The following is a 23,391-nucleotide window of genomic DNA, read 5'->3' on the forward strand; positions in this document are numbered from 1 at the left end:
TTTCAGTCACACTTCGCACAGGGTTTTTGGGCGAAATGATGATTTTGTCATTTGTGGTGACAGAAACTGTCGCAGGCAGCGCGATAGTTCACCAGATGTCAGGTTGTCAGCGGGCTGAGAGGGCGAAGATGATATTGAATAAACAGCACTTTTTTTAAACAGACACCCGCCGAAGCGGGTGTCTGTTTAACGGGGGAGGGGGTGACCCGCACTAGAAGAGTTCGTCTTTCTCATCCTTGGTGGGCTCCAGACTCCAACCCGTGGCATCGCTGCTGCTGGCTATCTGGCCCTTCTCCTTCCACAGCTTGATCTTGAGGCGCAGGTTGTTGGCCGAGTCGGCGTTTTTCACCGCCTCTTCCTCCTCGATCACCCCTTCCACCACCAGATCGAACAGGGCGCTGTCGAAGGTGACCATGCCGAGGGCCTTGGATTTCTCCATCACCTCCTTGAGGCCGCCAAACTCGCCGCGCTTGATCATGTCGCGGATGGTGTGGGTGCCCAGCATGATCTCCACCGCTGCTCGGCGGCCGCCGTCCGTGGTTTTGACCAGCCGCTGGGAGACAAAGGCCTTGAGGTTGTTGCCCAGATCGTTGAGCAGTTGCGGGCGACGCTCCTCCGGGAAGAAGTTGATGATGCGATCCAGCGCCTGGTTGGCGTTGTTGGCGTGTAGGGTGGAGATGGCGAGGTGGCCGGTTTCGGAGAAGGCCAGCGCATGCTCCATGGTTTCGCGGTCGCGAATTTCGCCGATGAGGATCACGTCCGGCGCCTGGCGCAGGGTATTTTTGAGCGCGGCGTGGAAGCTGCGGGTATCCACCCCCACCTCCCGCTGGTTGATGATGCTCTTGCGGTGGCGGTGAACAAACTCCACCGGATCCTCTATGGTGATGATGTGGCCGCCGCTGTTGCGGTTGCGATGGTCGATGAGGGCCGCCAGCGAGGTGGACTTGCCCGAGCCGGTACCCCCGACGAACAGCACCAGGCCGCGTTTCTCCATGATGGTGTCGAGCAGCACGGGAGGCAGTTTCAGATCCTCGAAGCGGGGGATCTCGGTCTTGATGTTGCGGGCCACCAGGGAGACTTCGTTGCGCTGCTTGAAGATGTTGATCCGAAAGCGCCCTATCTGGGGCAAGGAGATGGCGAGGTTCATCTCCAGCTCCCGTTCGAACTGCAGCTTCTGCTCGCCGTCCATGATGTCGGCGGCAATCTTCGCCACCTCGCCCGGCTCGAGCGGCGTCTCCAGCAGGGGACGCAATCCGCCATTGAACTTGGCGCAGGGGGGGGCGCCGGTCGACAGATAGAGGTCGGAGCCGTCCTGCTGGGCCAGGATCTGTAGCATGTCTCGCAATTCCATGGTTTTGCCTCGTCTATCAAGCAGATGCCATTACATTGAATGTCATAGAGTGTACAGCCTCAGGCGCCGGTGAGTTTCTCGCGAAACACAAAAAACACAGCGCCCATGATGCACAGGCCAGCCCAGAGGTAATCCCACTTCAGATCCTCTTTCAGATAGAAGACCGAGAAGGGGACGAACACGGTCAGGGTGATCACCTCCTGCAATATCTTGAGCTGACCGACCGAGAGTACCGTATGGCCGATGCGGTTGGCGGGCACCTGCAACAGATATTCGAACAGGGCTATGCCCCAGCTCACCAGGGCGGCGATGATCCAGGGTTTGTGGTTCATGCTCTTGAGATGGGCATACCAGGCGAAGGTCATGAAGACGTTGCTGCACACCAACAGACCGATACTGGCAATGATAGGGTTCATTAGGTTCTCCTTTAAAATCAATCGCATTTTATCTCTGAACCACGGGTTTCCATAAGTGGGGCAGCAGGGTATTTTTAACCCATCAAGGATGGGGTAACACGAGGTTCAACGGGATGGGCAAGACAAGCTGGGGTGTGCTTGGTCTGCTGTTTGCCTGCCTGGCGCACGGGGCGCCGACCCTGACGGTGGCCACCGATGTCTGGCCACCCTTTCGGATCTCGCAACCGGACGGTCAGTTCCGGGGGCTGGACATGGACATTCTGCAACGGCTGCAGCGCCGCAGCGGCATACCGTTCGAGGTGAAACGCGTGCCCTGGGGACGGACGCTCAAGCAGATGCAGACCGGCCAGGTCGACCTCATGATAGGCCTGGCCATGACGGCGGAGCGGGCACAGTTCATCGATTATCTGCAACCGGCCTATTACCAGTGCCGGCCTGCGTTTTATGGCAAGGCTGCGGCGGTATCGACCCTGCGCACCTACGCCGACCTGCGGGGGCAGAAGGTGGGCTATGTGCTCAATTCCGTCTATTTTGAACCGTTTGATACCGACAACCGGCTCGACAAGCACGGCGTGCCCACCGAGGATCAGCTGCTGCGCATGGTGCAGCGGGGCCACCTGCCGCTGATGATAGGCACAGACTGCCAGGTGGATTATGCCCTGAGCCTGCACAACGAGGCCGGCCTCATCAAGGCGGCCTACCAGCCGCCCCAGCCAGTGGTGCTCTATCTGGGCATGAGCAAGCACTCACCCCATCAGGCGCTCAGACAGCCGTTGGCGCTGGCGCTGCAGGAGCTGGTGGCCAGCGGCGAAATCCAGGCCCTGGCCAAGCCTTACCAGCCTTGACCTCGGGTGGTAACACGCTGTTATCATGCGTTTTTCATCCTTGTGCGCCGGGCTGCTCAATCCCGCATCGGCGCCGGGCCTTGTTCACGTTCGGGGATCCTCTGTGTATCTCTCTCTGCTCGCCCGCCAGCGCCGCTGGCAGCGGGGCTGGTTGCTCGGCCTGGCGCTGCTGACCCTCACGCTGTTTCTCTTCTCCCTCGCCTGGGGCGAATTCGTGCTGCTGCCCTGGCAACCCATGGGGGAGCTAGAGCAGCGCATCCTGCTGGAGCTGCGACTGCCGCGCGCCCTGCTGGCCCTGTTGGCGGGGGCCGCGCTCGCCTGTGGCGGCGCCGTGCTGCAGGTAATGCTGCACAATCCGGTGGCCGAACCTGGCCTGCTCGGCGTCTCGAGCGGGGCTGGATTGGCTGCCATGGTGGCGATGGCGGTGGCCAAATCCCTCGGCGTCTATCTGCCGGGCTGGGGGCTGTCGCTGGCGGCCTTCGGTGGCGCCCTGCTGGTGACCATGCTGCTCATACGGCTGGCACGCCGGGCCCGGCTCGGCCATGCCCGCCTGCTGCTGTTCGGGGTGGCCATCGGCATCCTCACCAACGCCGCCATGACCTGGCTGATGTACTTTGCCGACGATGGCTCCCTGCGCGAATACATGTTCTGGATGATGGGCAGCCTCGCCTACGGCAGTCAGCAGCTCGGCTGGTGGTGGCTGGCGCTGCCGCTCACCCTGGGCTGGCTCTGCTGGCAGGGCAAGGCCTTGCAGCAACTGCTGCTGGGGGAGACCCAGGCCCGCCTGATGGGGCTGGACGTGGACAGGATGCGGGTGCGGCTGGTGCTGGCGGTCTGTCTGCTCACCGGCCTGGCGGTATCCCTGTGCGGTGTCATCGGCTTCGTCGGGCTGGTGGTGCCCCATCTGCTGCGCCTGTGCGGCGGCAGCGATCAGCGCTTTCTGCTGCCCGCCTCGGCACTGGGAGGAGGCGCCCTGCTGCTCGGTGCCGATCTGGTGGCTCGCTCGGCCTTGAGTGCAGGCGAGCTGCCCATCGGTGTCATCACCGCCTCCGTGGGGGCGCCGCTCTTCATTTACCTGCTGCTGAGACAAGATGCCCATGCTACCGCATAAATACCGGCCCGAATGCCGACGTGCACAAGCTGTCTACCCGCTGCTGAGGCAAGGTGCTTATGCTGCCCGCTGATCCCTCTGCGCTTGAACCGGCTCCCCTGATCGAGGCGCAGGCCCTCGCCATCCCCGAGCGATTGGCCCCGCTCGATCTGTGCTGGCAGGGGGGCCAGCTGGTGGCCCTGCTCGGTCCCAACGGCAGCGGCAAATCCACCCTGCTCGGCGCCCTGGCCGGCATTCTGCCCGCAACGGGCAGGGTGCGGCTCTGCGGGGAGGCGGTCAGCGAGCTGAGCTGGCCCGAGCTGGCCCGGCGCCGCGCCATGCTGCCCCAGCGCCAGCCCCAGCTGTTTCATATTCCGGTGTTTCAGGTGCTGGCCATAGGGCTGGACGACGGGGTGGAGGCCGGCACGCAGCGCGATGTGAAGCAGGCCCAGAGCGAGGCCATCGACGCCCTGTGTGATGCACTGGAGCTGAGCTCGCTGCTGGCGCGCGATTTCAGCAGGCTCTCCGGCGGGGAGCAGCAGCGGGTGCTGATCGCCCGCACCCTGCTGCAGCTGTGGCCCAGTCTCAATCCGGCAGGCCGGGTACTGCTGCTGGACGAGCCGCTGGCGGGGCTGGATCTGCACCATCAGCTGGCGCTGTTGCGGCTGCTGAAGACGCTGGCCCGGCAGGGACTGCTGGTGGTGCTCGCCATCCACGACATCAACCTGGCCATCGACTGGGCGGATCGGATCCTCTGTCTGCAACAGGGGCGGGTGGTGAGCGAGGGGGGAACAGCGCTTATCGACGAAGCCTTGCTGGAGCGGGTGTTCCAGATAAAGACGGATCGCGTCGAGGCGGCTGGCCGGGTCTGGTTTATGCCCAGCTTGTGATAAACAGGAAAGGCCCCTGGCGTTAGCCAAGGGCCTTTTTGAAGAAAACCACCCGTTCGGTTTCGCTGAAACCCAGCTGCTGGTGCATCTGTTGTGAGGCGAGGTTTTCGATGGCGGTATCGGAGGCGAGCTCATGACAGCCATGCTCGATACCCCAGCGCTCCACATGGGAGATCAGGGCCCGGGCCACGCCCAGGCGGCGCTGCTGTGGCTGCACATAAATCCCCTCGAGATAGACCACAGGGCTGCTCTCGCAGCCGTTCACGTAATCCAGGCGCAAGGCTGCGTCGGCAAAGCCCACCGCTTGTCCATGCTCATCGAGGGCAAGGAAGGCACTCTGGCGTGCATTGGCCAGCATATCGATACCATCCTGCAGGTGAGCCGAGGCGTCATGATGGGGCCACAACAGCTGGCGCAGGGCTGCCCATTGCGCCAGTCGTGCCTGGCTCAGCGGCACTATCTGCAACACGGTGGTGTGAGCCATTGTCACCGATTCAGACCGCGCAGCGTTGCAGACGCGCCTGAGCGGCTTCTGCCAGCATGGCCAGCAGGGTCTCGGTGTCGTTCCAGGACAGGCAGGCATCCGTGATGCTCTGGCCGAAGGTGGCGGCGCAGCCGTTCTCCACGTCCTGACGCCCTTCCACCAGGAAGCTCTCGGCCATGATGCCGGCGATGCCGGTGCGGCCGCGGCGCAGCTGATCGCAGATGTCCTGCGCCACCAGCAGCTGGCGACGGTGATCCTTCATGCTGTTGCCGTGGCTGAAATCCACCACCAGCCGCTCGGGCAGACCCACGTCAGCCAGGGCCTCGCACGCCTCGTCGACACTGGCGGTGTCGTAGTTGGGCCTGTGGCCGCCACGCAGGATCACGTGACCATAGGGGTTGCCGGCGGTGCGGTAGATGGTCATCTTGCCGTCCTTGTCCGGGGAGTAGAAGATGTGGCTGTGACGGGCGGCGCGCACCGCATCGATGGCGATGCGGGTGTTGCCGTCGGTGCCGTTCTTGAAGCCGACCGGGCAGGAGAGGGCGGAGGCCATCTCGCGGTGCACCTGGGATTCGGTGGTGCGCGCCCCTATGGCACCCCAGGTGATGAGGTCGCTGATGTACTGGCCGGTCACCATGTCGAGGAACTCGGTAGCGGTGGGCATGCCGATCTCGTTGATGTCGACCAGCAGCTTGCGGGCCAGTTTCAGCCCTTCGTTGACGTCGAAGCTGCCATCGAGGCGCGGATCATTGATGAGCCCCTTCCAGCCGACTATGGTGCGCGGCTTCTCGAAGTAGGTGCGCATGACGATGCACAGACTCTCTTTGTACTGCTCGCGCAGGACGTTGAGGCGGCGGGCGTACTCGTGAGCGGCGGCCGGATCATGGATGGAGCAGGGACCGACGATGACCAGCAGGCGCTGATCCTCACCGGCCAGAATGGCTTCCACTTCGCGGCGGGCATCCAGCAGATTCTGGGCAATGGTGTCGTTGATAGGGAAGGCGTGCGCGAGCTCGCTCGGAGTGATCAGGGACTCCAGGCGACGGGTGCGCAATTCATCGGTGTGAATGGACATACGACTCAATTCTCGAGTGGGTGGCGTGGGCTGTTGCTCGACGGCGTGCCGAAAATGCAAGGGGATAAAATAAAGCAAAAACCCCCTGATTGAAACCTTGAGGGGCTCTGATAGGATGTGAGCCCCAAAACGATTCCAAATGAGGTAGATAGCGTGGCAAAGCCAGGGGCAACCGGGGTCACCCGCATCATCAACGCAACCGGTTACAGCATGAAGGGGCTCAAGTCAGCCTGGATCAACGAGGCGGCCTTTAGGCAGGAGCTGGTGCTGATCCTGTTGCTGATGCCGCTGGCCTTCTGGCTCGGGGATTCCCTCAATCAGATCCTGCTGCTCATCGTTATCAGCTGGCTGGTGGTGATCGTCGAGGTGCTCAACTCCGCCATCGAGGCCGTGGTGGACAGAGTGGGCTCGGAGCATCACGAGCTGTCGGGCCGCGCCAAGGATCTCGGCTCCGCCGCCGTCTTCATCGCGCTGGCCCTCAACGCCCTGGTGTGGGGCGCTCTGGTGGGACGCAATCTGCTGGGCTGGTGGTAGTGCTTTCGGTACCAAGAAACGCCCGGTGGGGCATAACCCAGCTGGGCTGGTGGTAGTGCTTTCGGTACCAAGAATAGCCCGGTGGGGAATAACCCAGCTGGGCTGGTGGTAGCTTGCGAGAGCAAGCTTCTTTATTGGCATAAAAAAGCCCGTCAGATGACGGGCTTTTTGTTGGCCGAGCGCCGGGCTCAGGGCATCAGTGCAGGATCCGGGCACGTATGGTGCCGTTGATCTCCTTGAGCTTGGCGAGGGCCTTCTCGCTGTGCTCCGTCTCCACGTCGATCACCACGTAACCGATATGGCTGCTGGTCTGCAGATATTGACCGGCGATGTTGATCCCCTCTTCGGCGAAGATCTGGTTGATCTGGTTCATCACGCCCGGCTGGTTGCGGTGAATGTGCAGCAGGCGGCTGGAACCCTTGTGGCCCGGCAGTGAGACTTCCGGGAAGTTGACGGCGGAGAGGGTGGAGCCGTTGTCGGAATACTTGACCAGCTTGTTGGCCACCTCCAACCCTATGTTCTCCTGGGCCTCCTGGGTGGAGCCACCTATGTGCGGGGTCAGGAGCACGTTGTCCAGGCCGCGCAGCGGGGTCAGGAACTCCTCGTCGTTGGACTTGGGCTCGCTCGGGAAGACATCGATGGCGGCGCCCGAGAGGTGGCCGCTCTTGATGACGTCGGCCAGCGCATCTATGTCCACTACGGTACCGCGGGAGGCGTTGATGAAGATGGCGCCCGGCTTCATCATGCGCAGCTGCTCGGCACCGATCAGATCCTTGGTGGAGGCGGTTTCGGGGACGTGCAGGCTGATGATGTCAGACATGTTGAGCAGCTCGACCATGCTCGGGACCTGGATGGCGTTGCCAAGCGACAGCTTGTTCTCGATGTCGTAGTAGTAGACCTTGAGGCCTATGCTCTCGGCTATGATGCCGAGCTGGGTGCCGATATGACCGTAGCCTATGATGCCAAGCTTCTTGCCACGGGCTTCGACTGAGCGGTTGGCCAGTTTTTCCCACACGCCGCGATGGCACTTGGCGTTCTTCTCCGGGATGCCGCGCAGCAGCAGCAGTATCTCGCCCAGCACCAGCTCGGCCACCGAACGGGTGTTGGAGAAGGGGGCGTTGAACACAGGGATGCCACGCAGGTGGGCGGCATCGAGGTCGACCTGGTTGGTGCCGATGCAGAAGCAGCCGATGGCGACCAGCTTGCCGGCGGCATCCAGCACCTTCTCGGTGAGCTGGGTACGGGAGCGCAGGCCCACGAAATGCACGTCACGAATGCGTTCGATCAGATCCTCTTCCGACAGGGAGGTCTTGAGGTACTCCACGCTGGTGTAACCTGCGGCACGAAAGGTTTCCACCGTGTTGGGATGGACTCCCTCCAGCAGCAGCACCTTGATCTTATCCTTGTCCAGCGAAAACTTGGCAGTCATGACGATCCCTCTATGTATGCAAAGAATGAGTGCAGATATGGTGTGTGAAGAAAACCGTAAAGTAACAAAAACGGTTGGGAGAGGGAATATTTGTGACGAAAGTCAAATTCTTTGAAGTTTTCAACGATAGTTGTAAACCACAGTTTGCAACTCATTGAGGGATAAATGAAAACGGCGCCATCAGGCGCCGTCTTTCATTCAGGGGGCAATCTTGGGGCATAAGCCTGTGGTGGCTGCCGAACTGAGCTGCCCCCATCCAGCGGTGTTACTGGGTAACCACGCCGTCCGGTGTGCCGATCAGCACAACATCGGCACCGCGGTGGGCGGGATTGGGACCGTGGGTGACCACATCCAGCCCATCGGGGGTTAGTTGACGATCACGCCGCTCGGGGTGCCAATAACGACTACGTCAGCACCGCGGTGGGCGAACAAGCTGTTGGTGACCACGCCGACCATGATGCCGTTGAGCTGCTTCTTGGCAGACAACCTTATTGGGTGATGACACCATCCGGCGTGCCGATCAGCACAACGTCAGCACCGCGGTGGGCGAACAAGCCGTTGGTGACCACGCCGACGATGGCGTTGAGCTGCACTTCCAGCCCTTTAGCATCCTCGATGGCCATGCCCTTGACGTCCAGTATGATGTTGCCGTTGTCGGTGACCACACCTTCACGCCAGACCGGATTGCCGCCCAGCTTCTTGATCTCGCGGGCCACGTATTCGCGGGCCATGGGGATCACTTCCACCGGCAGCGGGAACTGGCCCAGCACGTCCACGGTTTTGGTGTTGTCTATGATGCAGATGAACTTGTCGGCCACGGCGGCGACTATCTTCTCGCGGGTCAGGGCGGCGCCACCGCCCTTGATCATGTCGCGGCTGGCGTTGATCTCGTCGGCACCATCCACATAGACGGAGAGGGCATCGATGTCGTTGAGGTCAAACACCTGGATGCCAAGGCCCTTTAGGCGCTCGGTGGAGGCCACTGAGCTGGATACGGCCCCCTTGATCTCGTCCTTCATGGTCGCCAGCGCGTCGATGAAGTGGTTGACGGTAGAGCCTGTGCCTACCCCGACTATGGTGCCGGGAACCACGTACTTGAGCGCAGCCCAACCGGCCGCCTTCTTCATTTCATCTTGAGTCATGATGGATCCTTTGGGAAAAAGCGGGCGCATTATATCCAAGCATCCCCCTCAGGGCGACCACAGCGCTCACGTTCCGGCCCAAAAATCCCCAAGATGTAAATCGTTTGCCTGTTTATTGAGCCCTGTCGCCCGGACGGGGCAGAGGTGTGTGCAAAAGTGGCGGTATCGCACGCAAAACGGAGCAGGCCAAGCCCAATACAGAGAGGAGCAGGCAGTCAGTGCGGGCCGACTGCCTGATGGTCATGGAAATTGCCAGCAGCGGCTGGGGGTGATGATCTGCGGCAGCGGCACGTCCCACTCCTCCTGCGGCACCGCCTCCACCTGCTGGCAGTCGTGGGCGAGCCCCAGCGGTTTGGGGCCCAGCCTGTGTTCATGCCAGCAGGCTAGGGTACGATCGTAATAGCCGCCGCCCATGCCGAGCCGGTTGCCCTCGGCATCGAACGCCACCAGCGGGGTGCAAATAAGGTCGAGCGTGCTGTGAGGCACCACCTGGGACATGTCCAGCTCAGGCTCGGCGATGCCGTAGCGATTGCGGGTCATGGGGCTGGTGGCGGTATAGCGCAAGAAGAGCAGATGACCCGGGGTGAAGGGGTGCAGCACCGGCAGGTAGACCTCCTTTTGCTGGGCCCAGAGCCAGTGGATGGCGGGCAGGGGATTGAGTTCGCCGTCGTTGGCCAGATAGAGGGCGATGCGTCTGGCCGCCAGTATCTCCGGATGTTGCTTGAACTGGGCAACCAGCTGCTGGGCGGCTTCCTGCTGCTCGGTCTGGCTCAGGCTCTTTCTGCGCTGGCGGATGAGCTGGCGCAGGGATTGTCTTTCAGGCTGGGTATCATCCGGCATGGGGGCTCCTCTGGTGTGCACCCGTGTGGTGCAGATGGGTTGCCGCAACGGGCTGGGGTTACCTTAACAAGGCTGGCAGGGGATGAACAGCGCCACCAGCCCTGCTTGAATGGGCCGCCGGGCAGGGTTCAATGCCCCGTCCGGCAGCGGACTGGGTTACTTGTCAGCTGTCTTGCCCATCTGATGCTTGACGAACACGGCCACCAGCGCCGCCAGCGCCAGGGCCATGGGATAGAAGCTCATGCTCACCACCGCCAGCGGGGAGAGGGCGAAGATGGAGCCCAGCAGCAGCGCCTGGGCGCCCCAGGGGATGAGGCCCTGCACCACGCAGGAGAAGATATCCAGCATGGAGGCGGCGCGGCGCGGGGTGACGCCGTGATGCTCCGCCAGCTCCCGTGCTACCTTGCTGGCGACGATAATGGCCACCGTATTGTTGGCGGTGCAGAGGTTGGTCAGCCCCACCACGCCGGCGATGCCGAGCTCGGCCGCCTTCTCGTTCTGTTCGCCATCGTGCTGGCGGGTGAAACGGGCGATCAGGGCACTGATCCGCTCGCTGATCCAGGCCAGTCCGCCCTGGCGTTCCATCAGGGCGCCGAGACCGCCGATCAGCATGGAGAGCAGGAAGATCTCCTGCATGCCGGTAAAGCCCTGATAGATGTCCTTGCTGAACTGGCCCAGCGGATAATCGCTGACCATGCCCACGGCGCCGGCGGCCAGTATGCCAATGCCCAGCACCATGAAGACGTTCATGCCGGACAGAGCCAGCACCAGGATCAGCAGGTAGGGCATCACCTTGAACAGATCCGCATGGGCTGTCGTGGCGGGGGCCTCCCCTACGGATCCCAGGGTCAGATAGAGCAGGATCACCCCGATGGCGGCGGGGGCGGCAATCTTGAAGTTCTCGCGAAACTTGTCCTTCATCTCGCAGCCTTGGCTGCGGGTCGCGGCGATGGTGGTGTCGGAGATGATGGAGAGGTTGTCGCCGAACATGGCGCCGGAGAGAATGGTGCCGGCCATCAGTACCGGATCGATGCCGGCGGCCTGGGCCACGCCAAGGGCCACGGGGGCCACGGCACCGATCGTGCCCATGGAGGTGCCCATGGCGGTGGCAATAAAGGCAGAGATGAGGAACAGCCCCGGCAACAGGAACCAGCCCGGGATCAGCGACAGACCCATGGCGACGGTGGCATCCACCCCGCCGGTGGCCTTGGCCACGGTGGCAAAGGCGCCCGCCAGCAGGTAGATGAGGCACATCGCCATTATGTTGCTGTCACCGACCCCCTTGAAGAAGGTCTCCAGGTTCTTGTTGAACCCATCTTTCCCCAGCATCAGCGCCAGCATGACGGCGGGCAGGGCGGCCACGGGGGCGGGCAGCTGGTAGAAGGCGAACTCGACCCCCTGCAGGGTGAGCCAGGTGCCGGTACCGATGAAGAGAGCGAGAAAGACCAGAAGAGGCAGCAGGGCTCTGGCACTGGGTTGGGTCTGGATCATGTGTTCCTCTGTGGTTGAACATGACCTCCCTGTCGCAGCCAGCCCTGATATGGGGGTGAACCTGGCGGGCATCCTGCCGCTATGGGGCGCCTACAGTAGTGAGTCGGGGCCATTCGGTCAAGATAGACGTCCAGATGGATGGGTGTTTTTATCTTTCAATTCTGTATCTGTAAAAATATCAAAAGTATATTCGGAAAAATTAATAAACTCTGTTAATTGTTCAGTTTTGTGCCCTGGGTTTTCTGGGTGTTTTTCACAGACATGGAGTGTGGCTGACGGAGAATTTGGTGGTACTGGATATCCGGGCGCTTTGCGTGTGGGATTAGGGCATTAACGCCGCCATACCGAGCATGACGAAAGCCGTACTGGCATCCGCAGGTCACAAGGCGGTGTTGATATTCGGTCAGGGTGGCGCTGTTACTGCGTCATTTTCTCTACAGCCTTAACGGCTGCAGCCAGGGCGTGTTTATCGAGGGTCAGGGGAATGTGGCCTATATCTGGCACCAGGGTGAGGGGCCATTGAATGCCCAGCGCTCTTAACTCGGGTTCCAGTTGGTCGGTTTTAAATGCCTCGTCATCGGTGCCCGCAATCACGGCGCAGGGGCGTTTTACATTGCGCAAATTCTGCTGGTAGTCGCGCTCTGGCTGGAAGTTCGAGGCGAGGTTGAATGAGTAGGAGGGGGTCAGAAGAGTTTTCGCATCTTCATTGAGCGCAAAGTTAAGCACAGTCAGATGGTTCAGTGCAGAGACATGCAGCCCGTTGAGGATGCTCAATGCGATCAGGCGAGGAAGGCCGACGCGCACCCAACCCCCGCTGTTGGGCCGGTAGTTGGCGGCCGTGGGGCCAAGATAGGGGGAGAGGAGTAGATAATTATCGAACAGGGTTTGTCGCGAACTGCCGGCAACGCGCAGCACGAAGCCACCCCCTGACGAGAAGCCGATGAGAGTGGCTGGTTTGCTGGGGGCCACCGCCTTAATGAAATCTTCCAGGTCGTCTTCGAGCTGACCGATGTAGGCAATGGTGCCTTTGCTGCCAGATTCGCCATGGCCGCGAATATCGAGGGCGTAGGCATCGAATCCCGCTTGTGAGAAGGCATTTGCCATCTTGTGCATGCTCTGGCTGCTGGCAGAAGAGCCGTGAACCAGCACCACGCTGCCCCTGACCTTATCGCCCGTTGCACCATATTGCCGGTAGGCCAACTGCTTGCCGTCACGCGCCGGGTACCTTGAGAGGGGCGGCATGCCGCTCCAGTCATGCCCTTTGAAAGGATTATTGATGCTGGCCATCGCTGGTGCAGGGCTCGGCCCGCCAAACCGCAGCGCAGCCACAAGCGCGATAAGGCCGAGCAACATCAGGCCCAGTACACACAGCAATCCCGCATCCATATGTTTATCTTCCGATGAAAAAAGTGTCAACTGGGTCTTTTTGGTTGGCGGAAATCTATCATATGGCGCTGTATCTAGCAAACTCCAAACCGTCAGTCTGCGAGGAGAAGTGGCAAGCCTGTGCATCAGCCATTTTGAGCGGTTCACTGTCGAGCCCGAACCGAAGAGGGTGTCTCACGGCTTTTCAAAGGGGGCGCGGGCTGGTAAAACGGTCTCTTTCCATAATAAACAGATGAGAGGGTGGAGATGGACAATCCGATCCGTGTGGCCGTGATGGGCTGTAATGGTCGTATGGGCAAGGTGCTGCTGGAAGCCATCACCAACGCCGAGGGCGTGGTGGTCGGGGCGGCGCTGGAGCGGCCCGGCTCTGCCGTGATAGGCCTGGATGCCGGTGAGCTTAACGGGTTGGGCAAGCTTGGGGTGAGCATCAGCGACAGCCTGGACAAGGTGCGCGATGAGTTTGATCTCATCATCGACTTCACCCGTCCCGAGGTGACCCTGGCCAACCTGGCGTTTGCGCTGGCTCATCAGAAGCAGATGGTGATCGGTACCACCGGCTTTGACGATGCAGGCAAGGCCGCCCTGAAAGAGGCTGGCAAGCAGATCGGCATCGTCTTCGCCTCCAACTACTCGGTCGGCGTCAACCTGGTGTTCAAGCTGCTGGAGCAGGCCGCCAAGGTGATGGGGGATTACACCGACATCGAGATCATCGAAGGGCATCATCGCCACAAGGTGGATGCACCGTCCGGCACTGCGCTCTCCATGGGGGAAGTGGTGGCCAGGACGCTCGGACGTGACCTGAAAGAGTGCGCCGTCTACGGCCGTGAGGGGATCACAGGTGAGCGGGATCGCAACACCATCGGCTTTGCCACCATTCGCGCCGGCGATCTGGTGGGGGAGCACACCGTCATGTTTGCCGACATCGGCGAGCGGGTGGAGATCAGCCACAAGGCATCCAGCCGCCTCACCTTCGCCAATGGTGCCGTGCGGGCGGGCAAGTGGCTTGGCCGCCAGAGTGCCGGTCTCTACGACATGCAGGATGTGCTCGACCTCAAGTGAGCGGCCAAGTTGGCGGCAGGCGGGCCGCAATGAGCCCACTCCCGACAGTGTTGCCAAACCCCGGTTCGCCGGGGTTTTTCATATGTTTTTGTATAAATGGCACTTACACCCTGTTTTTTGTGTGAAATGGCCTAAACCTCTTCTTTGTTCAATTCATCCCATCCACCCATTGCTCAAATGTCATCAAAGGGTAACGGGATTGAGCCTCAATGCCCCCTGCCCCCGCATTTTTTTACATGACATGAAAAAGACTAAAAATTCAAAATGAGAAAAACGTTTTCTATTTTTAATCAGCACTCATCTGTCAATAAAAGGCTCCTTTAAGCCTTTATGAATTTTATTTGTAAATTTTAATTTGTTGTTTTTTAAGGTTTAAATGTCGATTTTTGTGAGTTGCACGGCATGGGGTGTCGCTTTTGTATCGGGTTTTGGCTTTTCTTTTGACGGCGGGGGTTGCAAAGCGATTGAGTGCATAGATAATGGGTAATGTTGCTTGTTTATTGAATTTAGATGCATTTAAAACGAGAAAAGACGTTGAAATGCGATCATTTTTAAGTAGAATGCGCCCAATTTGCCAGAAATCTGCCGGGTTTGAGCCCTGTTTCAAACAGCGTCCGGACCCGCAACACCCAGGTAAATTGCTGAATTTAAAGCTAAATAACTGGAGGTTGTCTTGAATCACACTGCATTGCTAGTGCTGGAAGATGGAACTGTGTTCAAAGGCGTGTCGATAGGCGCCGAGGGATGTTCCGTTGGTGAAGTGGTTTTCAATACGTCGATGACGGGCTATCAGGAAATCCTCACCGATCCCTCTTATTCCCGTCAGATAGTCACCCTCACTTACCCCCATATAGGCAACACCGGCACCAACAGCGAAGATGAAGAGTCCAGTCAAATCCACGCTCAGGGATTGATCATCCGGGACCTTCCGATACTTGCCTCCAATTTCCGCAATCAGCAATCCCTCTCCGATTACCTCAAGTCTCACAACATAGTTGGCATCGCCGACATCGACACCCGCAAACTGACTCGCATCCTGCGCGAGAAAGGCGCCCAGGCCGGCTGCATCCTGACGGGCAAGCAGGTCGATGAGGCATATGCCCTCGAACAGGCGCGCGCCTTCCCCGGTCTCAAGGGGATGGACTTGGCCAAGGAAGTGACGGTTGAGCAGCCCTACGCCTGGACCGAAGGCAGCTGGCAGCTCGGCAAGGGGCATGTCACCCCGGCGGCAGATGAACTCAAATACCACGTGGTGGCCTACGACTTTGGCGTCAAGCGCAACATTCTGCGCATGCTGGTGGACCGTGGCTGCCGCCTGACAGTGGTGCCGGCCAAGACCCCGGCCGCCGAGGTGCTGGCGATGAACCCCGATGGCATCTTCCTCTCCAACGGCCCGGGTGACCCCGAGCCCTGCGACTACGCCATCGAGGCCATCAAGGCCTTCCTCAATACCAACACCCCAGTGTTCGGTATCTGCCTGGGTCACCAGCTGCTGGGTCTGGCCTCGGGTGCCAAGACGATGAAGATGAAGTTCGGCCACCACGGTGCCAACCACCCGGTGAAGAGTCTCGATGACAATACCGTCATGATCACCGCCCAGAACCACGGTTTCGCGGTCGATGAGCACAACCTGCCGGCTTGCCTGCGCGCCACCCACGTCTCCCTGTTTGACGGCTCCCTGCAAGGCATCCACCGCACCGACCGTCCGGCCTTCAGCTTCCAGGGTCACCCCGAGGCGAGCCCGGGCCCGCACGACTGTGCCGGTCTGTTCGACCACTTTATTGAATTGATCAAGCAGTATCGCGCTTAAGAGGAAAAGAGAAGCCATGCCAAAACGTAACGACCTACAGAGCATCCTGATCCTCGGCGCCGGCCCCATCGTCATCGGTCAGGCCTGCGAATTTGACTACTCCGGCGCCCAGGCCTGCAAGGCCCTGCGCGAGGAGGGCTACCGCGTCATCCTGGTGAACTCCAACCCGGCCACCATAATGACGGACCCCGAGATGGCGGATGCCACCTACATAGAGCCCATCACCTGGGAAGTGGTGCGCGAGATCATCAAGAAGGAGCGCCCGGATGCGGTGCTGCCCACCATGGGTGGCCAGACTGCGCTGAACTGCGCGCTGGATCTGGAAAAACACGGCGTGCTGGCCGAGTTCGGGGTCGAGATGATAGGCGCCACCGCCGACGCCATCGACAAGGCCGAAGATCGCCGCCGCTTCGACATCGCCATGAAGAGCATCGGCCTGGAGTGCCCGCGCGCCGGCATCGCCCACAACATGGAAGAGGCGTGGGGCGTGCAGCAGATGGTCGGTTTCCCCTGCATCATACGTCCCTCCTTTACCATGGGCGGCTCGGGCGGTGGCATCGCCTACAACACCGAAGAGTTCGTCGAGATCTGCGAGCGCGGTCTGGACCTGTCGCCGACCAAGGAGCTGCTCATCGATGAGTCGCTGATCGGCTGGAAAGAGTACGAGATGGAAGTGGTGCGGGATCGCAACGACAACTGCATCATCGTCTGCACCATCGAAAACTTCGACCCCATGGGTATCCACACGGGTGACTCCATCACGGTCGCGCCAGCCCAGACGCTGACCGACAAGGAGTTCCAGATCATGCGCAACGCCTCCATGGCGATACTGCGCGAGATCGGGGTCGAGACCGGCGGCTCCAACGTCCAGTTCGGCATCAACCCGAAAGATGGCCGCATGGTCATCATAGAGATGAACCCGCGGGTGTCCCGCTCCTCCGCGCTGGCCTCCAAGGCGACCGGTTTCCCCATCGCCAAGATCGCCGCCAAGCTCGCCATCGGTTACACCCTGGACGAGCTGATGAACGACATCACAGGCGGCCGTACTCCGGCCTCCTTCGAGCCGGCCATCGACTACGTGGTCACCAAGGTGCCGCGCTTCAACTTCGAAAAATTTGCCGGCGCCAATGACCGTCTCACCACCCAGATGAAGTCGGTCGGTGAAGTGATGGCGATTGGCCGCAACTTCCAGGAGTCCCTGCACAAGGCGCTGCGCAGCCTCGAGACCGGCAAGACCGGCTTCGACCCCATGGTCGACCTCAATGCCCCTGACTCATTGACCCGCATCCGCCACGAGCTGCAGGATGCTGGCTGCGACCGGATCTGGTACATAGCCGATGCGTTCCGCGCCGGTCTCTCCATGGACGGCATCTTCAAGCTGACCAAGATTGACCCCTGGTTCCTGGTGCAGATAGAAGATCTCATCAAGCTGGAAGAGCAGGTGAAAGAGCGCGGCATGGCCGGGCTCGATGCCGACTTCCTGCGCGCCCTGAAGCGCAAAGGCTTCGCCGACGCCCGTCTGGCCAAGATCCTCGGCGTGGCCGAGGGCGAGGTGCGCAAACTGCGTGCCCGCCACAACATCTTCCCGATCTACAAGCGGGTCGATACCTGCGCGGCCGAGTTCGCCACCAACACCGCCTACATGTATTCGAGCTATGACGAAGAGTGCGAGGCCAACCCGACCAATCGTGACAAGATCATGATCATCGGCGGCGGCCCGAACCGTATCGGTCAGGGCATCGAGTTTGACTACTGCTGCGTGCACGCGGCACTGGCCCTGCGCGAAGACGGTTACGAGACCATCATGGTCAACTGCAACCCGGAAACCGTCTCCACCGATTACGACACCTCGGATCGCCTCTACTTCGAGCCGGTCACCCTGGAAGACGTGCTGGAAATCGTGCGCATCGAGAAACCCAAGGGCGTCATAGTGCAGTACGGCGGCCAGACTCCGCTCAAACTTGCCCGTGCGCTGGAAGCGAACGGCGTGCCTATCATCGGTACCAGCCCGGATGCTATCGACCGCGCCGAAGACCGCGAGCGCTTCCAGTCCGCCGTTGAGCGCCTCGGCCTCAAGCAGCCGGAAAACGGCACAGTCACCGCGTTGGAGCAGGCAGTGCTGACCGCCGAGCGGATCACTTACCCGCTGGTGGTGCGCCCCTCCTACGTGCTGGGTGGCCGCGCCATGGAGATCGTCTATGACGAGACCGACCTGCGTCGCTACTTCGCCGAGGCGGTGAGCGTCTCCAACGAATCGCCGGTGCTGCTGGACCGCTTCCTGGACGATGCCACCGAACTGGACGTGGATGCCATCTGCGACGGCACCGATGTGGTCATCGGCGGCATCATGGAGCATATAGAGCAGGCCGGTATCCACTCCGGTGACTCCGGCTGCTCCCTGCCACCTTATACCTTGTCCAAGAAAATTCAGGACGAGATCCGCGAGCAGGTGCGGAAATTGGCGCTGGAACTCGGTGTGGTGGGCCTGATGAACGTGCAGTTTGCGGTCAAGGGCGATGACATCTACCTCATCGAAGTGAACCCGCGTGCCGCCCGTACCGTGCCCTTCGTCTCCAAGGCGACCGGTGCGCCGCTGGCCAAGATTGCCGCCCGCGTCATGGCCGGCCAGAGCCTGAAAGATCAGGGCTTTACCACCGAGATCATCCCGCCTTACTACTCGGTGAAAGAGGTGGTACTGCCCTTCGCCAAGTTCCCTGGGGTTGACCCGCTGCTGGGGCCTGAGATGCGCTCTACCGGTGAAGTAATGGGGGTGGGCAGCAGCTTTGCCGAGGCCTATGCCAAGGCCCAGCTGGGTGCCAGCCATGCGGTGCCGAAAGAGGGTCGAGCGCTCTTGTCGGTGCGTCACAGCGACAAGGCGCTGGTGGTGGATTTGGCCGCCAAGCTGCTGGAGCTGGGCTACGAGCTGGATGCTACTCACGGCACCGCAGTGGCGCTGGGTGAAGCGAGCATCAACCCACGCCTGGTCAACAAGGTGCACGAGGGTCGCCCGCACATTCTCGACCGCATCAAGAACGGCGAGTACACCTACATCGTCAACACCGCTGAAGGGCGAGTGGCGATCCAGGACTCCAAGCAGTTGCGCCGCGCCGCCTTGCAGCACAAAGTGGCTTATACCACCACCATGAATGAGGCGTTTGCCACCTGCATGGCCATCAGCATGGATGCCACCGCCAACGTCAACTCGGTGCAGGAGCTGCATCAGAAGGTGAAAAACCGCTAAGCATTGCGTAACAAGGGCTGGGGAGTCTTTCTCTCCTTCTTTTTTGCACAACACTTGCGAACCCTGAAAAACCCCGCCAGCGATGGCGGGGTTTCTGTTTTTTTGCGGATCCGGCCAGCCTCTGTCATGGGAGTTAGGTGCGCAGGGGAGAGGGAATAGGGTCAGGATAGGGCGATATAATCCCTTTCAGTGGCGCAAAGGCGACAATGATTGCGCCTTGGTGGCTTTTGTTCGCAATCTTTGCAATCACTCACCCGAGCCGCCTCTATATACTGGTTTCTCATCACATAAGGTCGTCTGCGCCCGCAACAGCGGGGTGCGAGGATCAGGGCCAGTTGCTTACCCGGCAGCGAAGGCCGTCCCCTTTTACCCAGAGGGGCCACAGGAAACCGGTTGTGGGGCTACCACCCGCGCAACCGTCAGGGCCAGCGTTACCGCGCCAGCCTGCTTCCCCCTCCTTACCCCGTCTGCTTGCCTGCCCAGTCGCGTCGTTGCTCACCCTCATAGCCCGCAACGGCGCCGCACCTCAAGGACATCAGCCAAGGGAATCTGAATATGAGCTTCGATCATCGCAAATACCGCCCCGCCCCCGTCATCGCATTGACGGATCGCCAATGGCCCAACCGGGTGATGACGCGCGCGCCGCTCTGGTGCGCCGTGGACTTGCGCGACGGCAACCAGGCGCTGGTCGAACCCATGACGGTGGCCCAGAAGCTGCAGATGTGGGCGCTGATGCTCCATGTCGGCTTCAAGCATATCGAGGTGGGCTTCCCGGCCGCCTCCCAGCCCGATTTTGACTTCGTGCGTGAGCTGATCGAGCGCAATCTCATTCCCGATGACGTCACCATTCAGGTGCTGGTGCAGGCCCGCGAAGATCTCATCATCCGCACCTTTGAATCCCTCAAGGGGGCCAAGCGCGCCATCGTTCACGTCTACAACTCGGTCAACCCGACCCAGCGCAACTATGTGTTCAACTCAGGGAAGGAGGGGGTCAAGGCTATCGCCGTACAGGGGGCCCGCTGGGTACGCGAGCATGCGGCAAGGAACCCGGGCACAGAGTGGAGTTTCCAATATTCCCCCGAGAGCTTCAGCAGCACAGAGGTGGAGTTCGCGGTGGAGGTGTGTGACGCCGTGATCGACGAGTGGCGCCCCGCCGCCCGCCCCATGATCCTCAACCTGCCAGCCACGGTCGAGGTGAGCACCCCCAACGTGTTTGCGGATCAGGTGGAGTGGTTCTGCCGCCACCTCAAGGCGCGCCCCGAGGTGAGCATCTCCATCCACACCCACAACGACAGAGGCTGTGGTGTGGCTGCCGCCGAGCTGGCTGTGCTGGCGGGGGCCGATCGTATCGAGGGCACTTTGCTTGGCAACGGCGAGCGCACCGGCAACATGGACATAGTCACCATGGCCATGAACCTCTACAGCCAGGGCATAGATCCCGAGCTGGATCTCTCTGACATGGATGCCATAGTCGCGACCGTGGGCGCCTGCACCCAGATAGCCCTGCACCCGCGCCACCCCTATGCGGGGGAGCTGGTCTACACGGCGTTTTCCGGCAGCCATCAGGACGCCATCCGCAAGTCCCTGGCGGCAGAGAAGCCCGACGCCTATTGGGATGTGGCCTACCTGCCCATAGATCCGGCCGATCTCGGTCGCAGCTACGAGGCGGTGATCCGCATCAACAGCCAGTCCGGCAAGGGGGGCGTCACCTATCTGCTGGAGCGCGATCTTGGCCTGCAACTGCCGCGCTGGCTGCAGATCGACTTCAGCCGTCGGGTCCAGGCCCAGGCCGAGGCGAGCAGCAGCGAGATAAACCCGGCGCAGATCCGCGCCCTGTTCGAGCAGCACTACCTCGAGCCGGTACACGGCTATCGCATCGGTCGCTTCCAACTCGGTCACGACGGCCAGGAGAGCCTGCACCTCGAGCTGCAGACCCCAGATGGCTCGCTGCAATTGCGGGGCGAGGGGGAGGGAGCCATCACGGCGCTGGTCAACGGCTGGGAGCACCAGACCGGCATGCACATAGACGTGCTCGACTACTCGGAGCATGCCTTAAGCGCCGGCACCGAGTCCCGCGCCGCCGCCTATGTGCTGTTGAGCGTCGATGGCCAGCGCATGTGCGGGGTCGCCATTGGCCGCGACGTGGTCAACGCCTCCTTGCAGGCGGTGATCAATGGCGCCGCCCAGATCCAGGCCCTGCGCCAAACGGCCTGATCCGCCCCCAGCTCATCGGCCGGGCACTGTCATTGCCCCTGGCCATGACCCGATACATCTGCAAGGCCCCCGTCCAACCGGCGGGGGCCTTGTCGTGTCAACGGCGGATGCTCGCGGGCTGGCCATGCTCATGCCTTCAGATCCCCCGATCAATCCTCTACAATGCCCTGGCTGCCGGGGGCCGGACTTGTCTGGCCACGCCAGCGGCGCCTCATCCATCGGGAAGCTTTCATGCATCATCTCACTCGTTATCGTCATCATGTCGCGCCTCTGCTGGCCGCTTTGCTGCTGGCTGCCTGTGCCAGCGAACCGGCCAGCCAGGGCGATACCCGCAAACCTGGCAGTGCGGCCATCACGGGGCCGGCCATCACCAAACCCGCCCCCCTGCCCAAGGCCCAGATCCCCAGAGCCCCGGCCAGCATGCAGTCGCGCATAGTGCGGCTGTTGCCGGCCCGTACCGTGGATCGCAATGGCTGGGCCCAGGACATAGTCACGGCCCTCGCCAAACAGGAGCTGGCGGTGACCGACGAGAACGTCTGCTCCGTGCTGGCGGTGGCGGAGCAGGAGTCCACCTTCCAGGCAGACCCCGTGGTGCCGGGCCTTGGCAAGATCGCCTGGCAGGAGATCAACGCCCGTGCCGGCAAGCTGTTGATCCCCGAGTTCGTGGTGCGCACTGCGCTCTCCATCAACTCGCCCACCGGCAAAACTTACGCCGAGCGTATCGACAAGTTGCGCACCGAGCGGGAGATGAGCGAGATCTTCGAGGACATGATAGGGGAGGTGCCCATGGGCAAGACCCTGTTCGGCAACATGAACCCGGTGCGCACCGGCGGCCCCATGCAGGTGAGCATCGCCTTCGCCGAGGCCAACACCGACGGCTATCCCTATCCGATCAAGGAGTCCATTCGCCACGAGGTGTTCAGTCGTCGTGGCGGCATCTGGTTCGGTACCTATCATCTGCTCAACTACCCGGTCCAGTATCCGGATCACCTCTACCGCTACGCCGACTTCAACGCCGGCTGGTATGCCAGTCGCAACGCCGCATTCCAGGCGGCGGTCAGCCGCGTGAGCGGCAAGCCGCTGGCGCTGGATGGGGATCTCATTCGCTACGACTCCGAGCTGCCGGGCAAGACAGAGCTCGCGGTTCATACCGTCGCCGGCCGCCTCAGCATGAGCAAGCAGGCCATTCACCAGAGCCTGAAACTGGGGGATACCGCCGAATTTGCCCAGAGCGATCTCTACCACAGAGTCTTTACCCTGGCCGACAAGCAGGCCGGCAAGCGGCAACCCCGCGCCGTGCTGCCGGGCATCTCCCTGAAGAGCCCCAAGATAACCCGCAACCTCACCACCGCCTGGTTTGCCAAACGGGTGCAGTGGCGCCAGCAGACCTGCCTGAAACGGTTGGGATCCTTGTAATCGCAATAATAAAGGCGGCCAATGGCCGCCTTTATTTTATGTAGATATCATGGCGTCAAATTAACTCTTTCACTGCAACCAGTATCTTGTAATTGTGTTTCCACTCTCCTTCGACAGGGAGACCAGAAAACTCTAGTGTTTTACTGTATAGAAATGGACCACTGTTTAGGCAGGTTGGCCAAGTATCAAAGATATCTTGTTTGCCTTTAGTTTCTGTCCAGACATCGGCCAGTACCACTGCATAACGCTTGCGCTGTATTGGGTTAATCAACCCCTTTTCAAGCAACAGCAGTGCTTCATTGGATTGCATTCGCTCAATATCATTCCTGACACTGTGAGTTTTTGATTGAGGTGCCGTAAAGCGCTTAGCCTCAATAAGAAATAGCTCAGTTTCAGTGAAAACCACTGCGTCCATATGTTTCTTTTCCGTGAGGCTGATTGGAGCCTCAAACCATGAGAAGCATGAGCCGGGATAAAGGCTTTCCAGCGCAGAAACAAAGTTGTTGGTGAGATTTCGTTCGGTGAAGCCGGTAGAGCCATGTGCTGGGTAATAGTGAGAAAAAATAGTTGTATATCGGCTATGCAAACGGACCATTAGTTTATCTAGAAATACTTGCATTCTATTGCTCCATAAATGTACTGATGTACCTGGACCAAGGGGTTTTAAAACTGCGATAG

19 protein-coding genes are annotated in these 23,391 nt (G+C 60.7%); 9 read left to right on the forward strand and 10 right to left on the reverse strand.

Annotated elements, in window-relative coordinates; translation table 11 throughout:
- Nucleotides 1-211: 211 nt before the first annotated feature.
- Both tapW and IU367_RS08015 read right to left on the reverse strand, forming a co-directional pair.
- Nucleotides 212-1,351: a type IVa pilus ATPase TapW gene (gene tapW / locus IU367_RS08010; RefSeq protein ID WP_043139208.1), complete on the reverse strand. Its 1,140-nt coding sequence runs from the start codon at nucleotides 1,349-1,351 to the stop codon at nucleotides 212-214.
- A 59-nt stretch (nucleotides 1,352-1,410) separates the two neighbouring features.
- Nucleotides 1,411-1,767: a DMT family protein gene (locus tag IU367_RS08015; RefSeq protein WP_042866201.1), complete on the reverse strand. Its 357-nt coding sequence runs from the start codon at nucleotides 1,765-1,767 to the stop codon at nucleotides 1,411-1,413.
- A 113-nt stretch (nucleotides 1,768-1,880) separates the two neighbouring features.
- Here IU367_RS08015 and IU367_RS08020 point away from each other — a divergent pair, with 113 nt between their 5' ends.
- The 3 genes from IU367_RS08020 (at nucleotide 1,881) to IU367_RS08030 (ending at nucleotide 4,592) form a co-directional block, all read left to right on the forward strand.
- Nucleotides 1,881-2,612: a substrate-binding periplasmic protein gene (locus IU367_RS08020; RefSeq protein ID WP_274453948.1), complete on the forward strand. Its 732-nt coding sequence runs from the start codon at nucleotides 1,881-1,883 to the stop codon at nucleotides 2,610-2,612.
- 103 nt (nucleotides 2,613-2,715) lie between these two features.
- Complete coding sequence (gene btuC / locus IU367_RS08025) at nucleotides 2,716-3,723, forward strand: vitamin B12 ABC transporter permease BtuC (protein WP_098983659.1); 1,008 nt, start codon at nucleotides 2,716-2,718, stop codon at nucleotides 3,721-3,723.
- A 59-nt stretch (nucleotides 3,724-3,782) separates the two neighbouring features.
- Nucleotides 3,783-4,592: an ATP-binding cassette domain-containing protein gene (locus tag IU367_RS08030; RefSeq protein WP_172955312.1), complete on the forward strand. Its 810-nt coding sequence runs from the start codon at nucleotides 3,783-3,785 to the stop codon at nucleotides 4,590-4,592.
- A gap of 22 nt (nucleotides 4,593-4,614) precedes the next feature.
- Here IU367_RS08030 and aac(6') read toward each other — a convergent pair whose 3' ends face one another.
- Together aac(6') and IU367_RS08040 are read right to left on the reverse strand one after the other, a co-directional pair.
- The gene (gene aac(6') / locus IU367_RS08035) at nucleotides 4,615-5,076 is read right to left on the reverse strand and encodes an aminoglycoside 6'-N-acetyltransferase (RefSeq protein ID WP_274453950.1); all 462 of its coding nucleotides are present in this window, start codon (nucleotides 5,074-5,076) and stop codon (nucleotides 4,615-4,617) included.
- Between the two features lie 10 nt (nucleotides 5,077-5,086).
- A complete protein-coding gene (locus tag IU367_RS08040) occupies nucleotides 5,087-6,151 on the reverse strand; it encodes a 3-deoxy-7-phosphoheptulonate synthase (protein WP_241326704.1) in 1,065 nt (354 codons plus the stop codon).
- A gap of 153 nt (nucleotides 6,152-6,304) precedes the next feature.
- Between IU367_RS08040 and IU367_RS08045 the strand changes: the two genes are divergently transcribed.
- The gene (locus tag IU367_RS08045; protein WP_043139224.1) at nucleotides 6,305-6,685 is read left to right on the forward strand and encodes a diacylglycerol kinase; all 381 of its coding nucleotides are present in this window, start codon (nucleotides 6,305-6,307) and stop codon (nucleotides 6,683-6,685) included.
- A gap of 196 nt (nucleotides 6,686-6,881) precedes the next feature.
- On the opposite strand, the gene serA is transcribed toward IU367_RS08045, so the two are convergent.
- The 5 genes from serA to IU367_RS08070 form a co-directional block, all read right to left on the reverse strand.
- Nucleotides 6,882-8,114 carry a phosphoglycerate dehydrogenase gene (gene serA / locus IU367_RS08050; RefSeq protein ID WP_043139225.1) on the reverse strand — a complete coding sequence of 411 codons (1,233 nt, stop codon included), beginning with the start codon at nucleotides 8,112-8,114 and terminating at the stop codon, nucleotides 6,882-6,884.
- A 488-nt stretch (nucleotides 8,115-8,602) separates the two neighbouring features.
- Complete coding sequence (gene rpiA, locus IU367_RS08055) at nucleotides 8,603-9,256, reverse strand: ribose-5-phosphate isomerase RpiA (RefSeq protein WP_043139230.1); 654 nt, start codon at nucleotides 9,254-9,256, stop codon at nucleotides 8,603-8,605.
- 240 nt (nucleotides 9,257-9,496) lie between these two features.
- A complete protein-coding gene (locus IU367_RS08060; RefSeq protein ID WP_098983661.1) occupies nucleotides 9,497-10,096 on the reverse strand; it encodes a 5-formyltetrahydrofolate cyclo-ligase in 600 nt (199 codons plus the stop codon).
- 156 nt (nucleotides 10,097-10,252) lie between these two features.
- Entirely contained in the window at nucleotides 10,253-11,587 is a 1,335-nt protein-coding gene (locus tag IU367_RS08065) for a Na+/H+ antiporter NhaC family protein (protein ID WP_274453953.1), read from the reverse strand.
- A 417-nt stretch (nucleotides 11,588-12,004) separates the two neighbouring features.
- The gene (locus IU367_RS08070; protein ID WP_274453955.1) at nucleotides 12,005-12,973 is read right to left on the reverse strand and encodes an alpha/beta hydrolase; all 969 of its coding nucleotides are present in this window, start codon (nucleotides 12,971-12,973) and stop codon (nucleotides 12,005-12,007) included.
- Between the two features lie 246 nt (nucleotides 12,974-13,219).
- Here IU367_RS08070 and dapB point away from each other — a divergent pair, with 246 nt between their 5' ends.
- The 5 genes from dapB (at nucleotide 13,220) to IU367_RS08095 (ending at nucleotide 22,713) form a co-directional block, all read left to right on the forward strand.
- Complete coding sequence (dapB, locus tag IU367_RS08075; protein ID WP_043139237.1) at nucleotides 13,220-14,032, forward strand: 4-hydroxy-tetrahydrodipicolinate reductase; 813 nt, start codon at nucleotides 13,220-13,222, stop codon at nucleotides 14,030-14,032.
- Nucleotides 14,033-14,705: 673 nt separating this feature from the next.
- Nucleotides 14,706-15,842 (forward strand): glutamine-hydrolyzing carbamoyl-phosphate synthase small subunit, encoded by a 1,137-nt coding sequence (gene carA, locus IU367_RS08080; RefSeq protein WP_274453957.1) that lies wholly within the window; start codon nucleotides 14,706-14,708, stop codon nucleotides 15,840-15,842.
- A gap of 16 nt (nucleotides 15,843-15,858) precedes the next feature.
- Nucleotides 15,859-19,083 carry a carbamoyl-phosphate synthase large subunit gene (gene carB, locus IU367_RS08085; protein WP_042866219.1) on the forward strand — a complete coding sequence of 1,075 codons (3,225 nt, stop codon included), beginning with the start codon at nucleotides 15,859-15,861 and terminating at the stop codon, nucleotides 19,081-19,083.
- A 555-nt stretch (nucleotides 19,084-19,638) separates the two neighbouring features.
- Entirely contained in the window at nucleotides 19,639-21,297 is a 1,659-nt protein-coding gene (gene leuA, locus IU367_RS08090) for a 2-isopropylmalate synthase (protein ID WP_274453960.1), read from the forward strand.
- Nucleotides 21,298-21,528: 231 nt separating this feature from the next.
- Nucleotides 21,529-22,713, forward strand: a complete 1,185-nt coding sequence (locus tag IU367_RS08095) for a DUF1615 domain-containing protein (RefSeq protein ID WP_274453962.1) — start codon at nucleotides 21,529-21,531, stop codon at nucleotides 22,711-22,713.
- A gap of 55 nt (nucleotides 22,714-22,768) precedes the next feature.
- On the opposite strand, the gene IU367_RS08100 is transcribed toward IU367_RS08095, so the two are convergent.
- Nucleotides 22,769-23,332 carry a hypothetical protein gene (locus IU367_RS08100; protein ID WP_274453964.1) on the reverse strand — a complete coding sequence of 188 codons (564 nt, stop codon included), beginning with the start codon at nucleotides 23,330-23,332 and terminating at the stop codon, nucleotides 22,769-22,771.
- Between the last annotated feature and the right edge of the window lie 59 nt (nucleotides 23,333-23,391).

The sequence above is a fragment of the Aeromonas bestiarum genome (assembly GCF_028751155.1).
Lineage (GTDB): Bacteria > Pseudomonadota > Gammaproteobacteria > Enterobacterales > Aeromonadaceae > Aeromonas > Aeromonas bestiarum.

Coding starts and splice junctions, on each gene's coding strand:
- rpiA (WP_043139230.1), bottom strand. CDS start 9,256: ATGACTCAAGATGAAATGAAGAAGGCGGCCGGTTGGGCTGCGCTCAAG.
- leuA (WP_274453960.1), top strand. CDS start 19,639: ATGAGCTTCGATCATCGCAAATACCGCCCCGCCCCCGTCATCGCATTG.
- IU367_RS08040 (WP_241326704.1), bottom strand. CDS start 6,151: ATGTCCATTCACACCGATGAATTGCGCACCCGTCGCCTGGAGTCCCTG.
- IU367_RS08015 (WP_042866201.1), bottom strand. CDS start 1,767: ATGAACCCTATCATTGCCAGTATCGGTCTGTTGGTGTGCAGCAACGTC.
- IU367_RS08030 (WP_172955312.1), top strand. CDS start 3,783: ATGCTGCCCGCTGATCCCTCTGCGCTTGAACCGGCTCCCCTGATCGAG.
- IU367_RS08095 (WP_274453962.1), top strand. CDS start 21,529: ATGCATCATCTCACTCGTTATCGTCATCATGTCGCGCCTCTGCTGGCC.
- IU367_RS08020 (WP_274453948.1), top strand. CDS start 1,881: ATGGGCAAGACAAGCTGGGGTGTGCTTGGTCTGCTGTTTGCCTGCCTG.
- IU367_RS08100 (WP_274453964.1), bottom strand. CDS start 23,332: ATGCAAGTATTTCTAGATAAACTAATGGTCCGTTTGCATAGCCGATAT.
- IU367_RS08070 (WP_274453955.1), bottom strand. CDS start 12,973: ATGGATGCGGGATTGCTGTGTGTACTGGGCCTGATGTTGCTCGGCCTT.
- carB (WP_042866219.1), top strand. CDS start 15,859: ATGCCAAAACGTAACGACCTACAGAGCATCCTGATCCTCGGCGCCGGC.
- serA (WP_043139225.1), bottom strand. CDS start 8,114: ATGACTGCCAAGTTTTCGCTGGACAAGGATAAGATCAAGGTGCTGCTG.
- IU367_RS08060 (WP_098983661.1), bottom strand. CDS start 10,096: ATGCCGGATGATACCCAGCCTGAAAGACAATCCCTGCGCCAGCTCATC.
- tapW (WP_043139208.1), bottom strand. CDS start 1,351: ATGGAATTGCGAGACATGCTACAGATCCTGGCCCAGCAGGACGGCTCC.
- IU367_RS08065 (WP_274453953.1), bottom strand. CDS start 11,587: ATGATCCAGACCCAACCCAGTGCCAGAGCCCTGCTGCCTCTTCTGGTC.
- dapB (WP_043139237.1), top strand. CDS start 13,220: ATGGACAATCCGATCCGTGTGGCCGTGATGGGCTGTAATGGTCGTATG.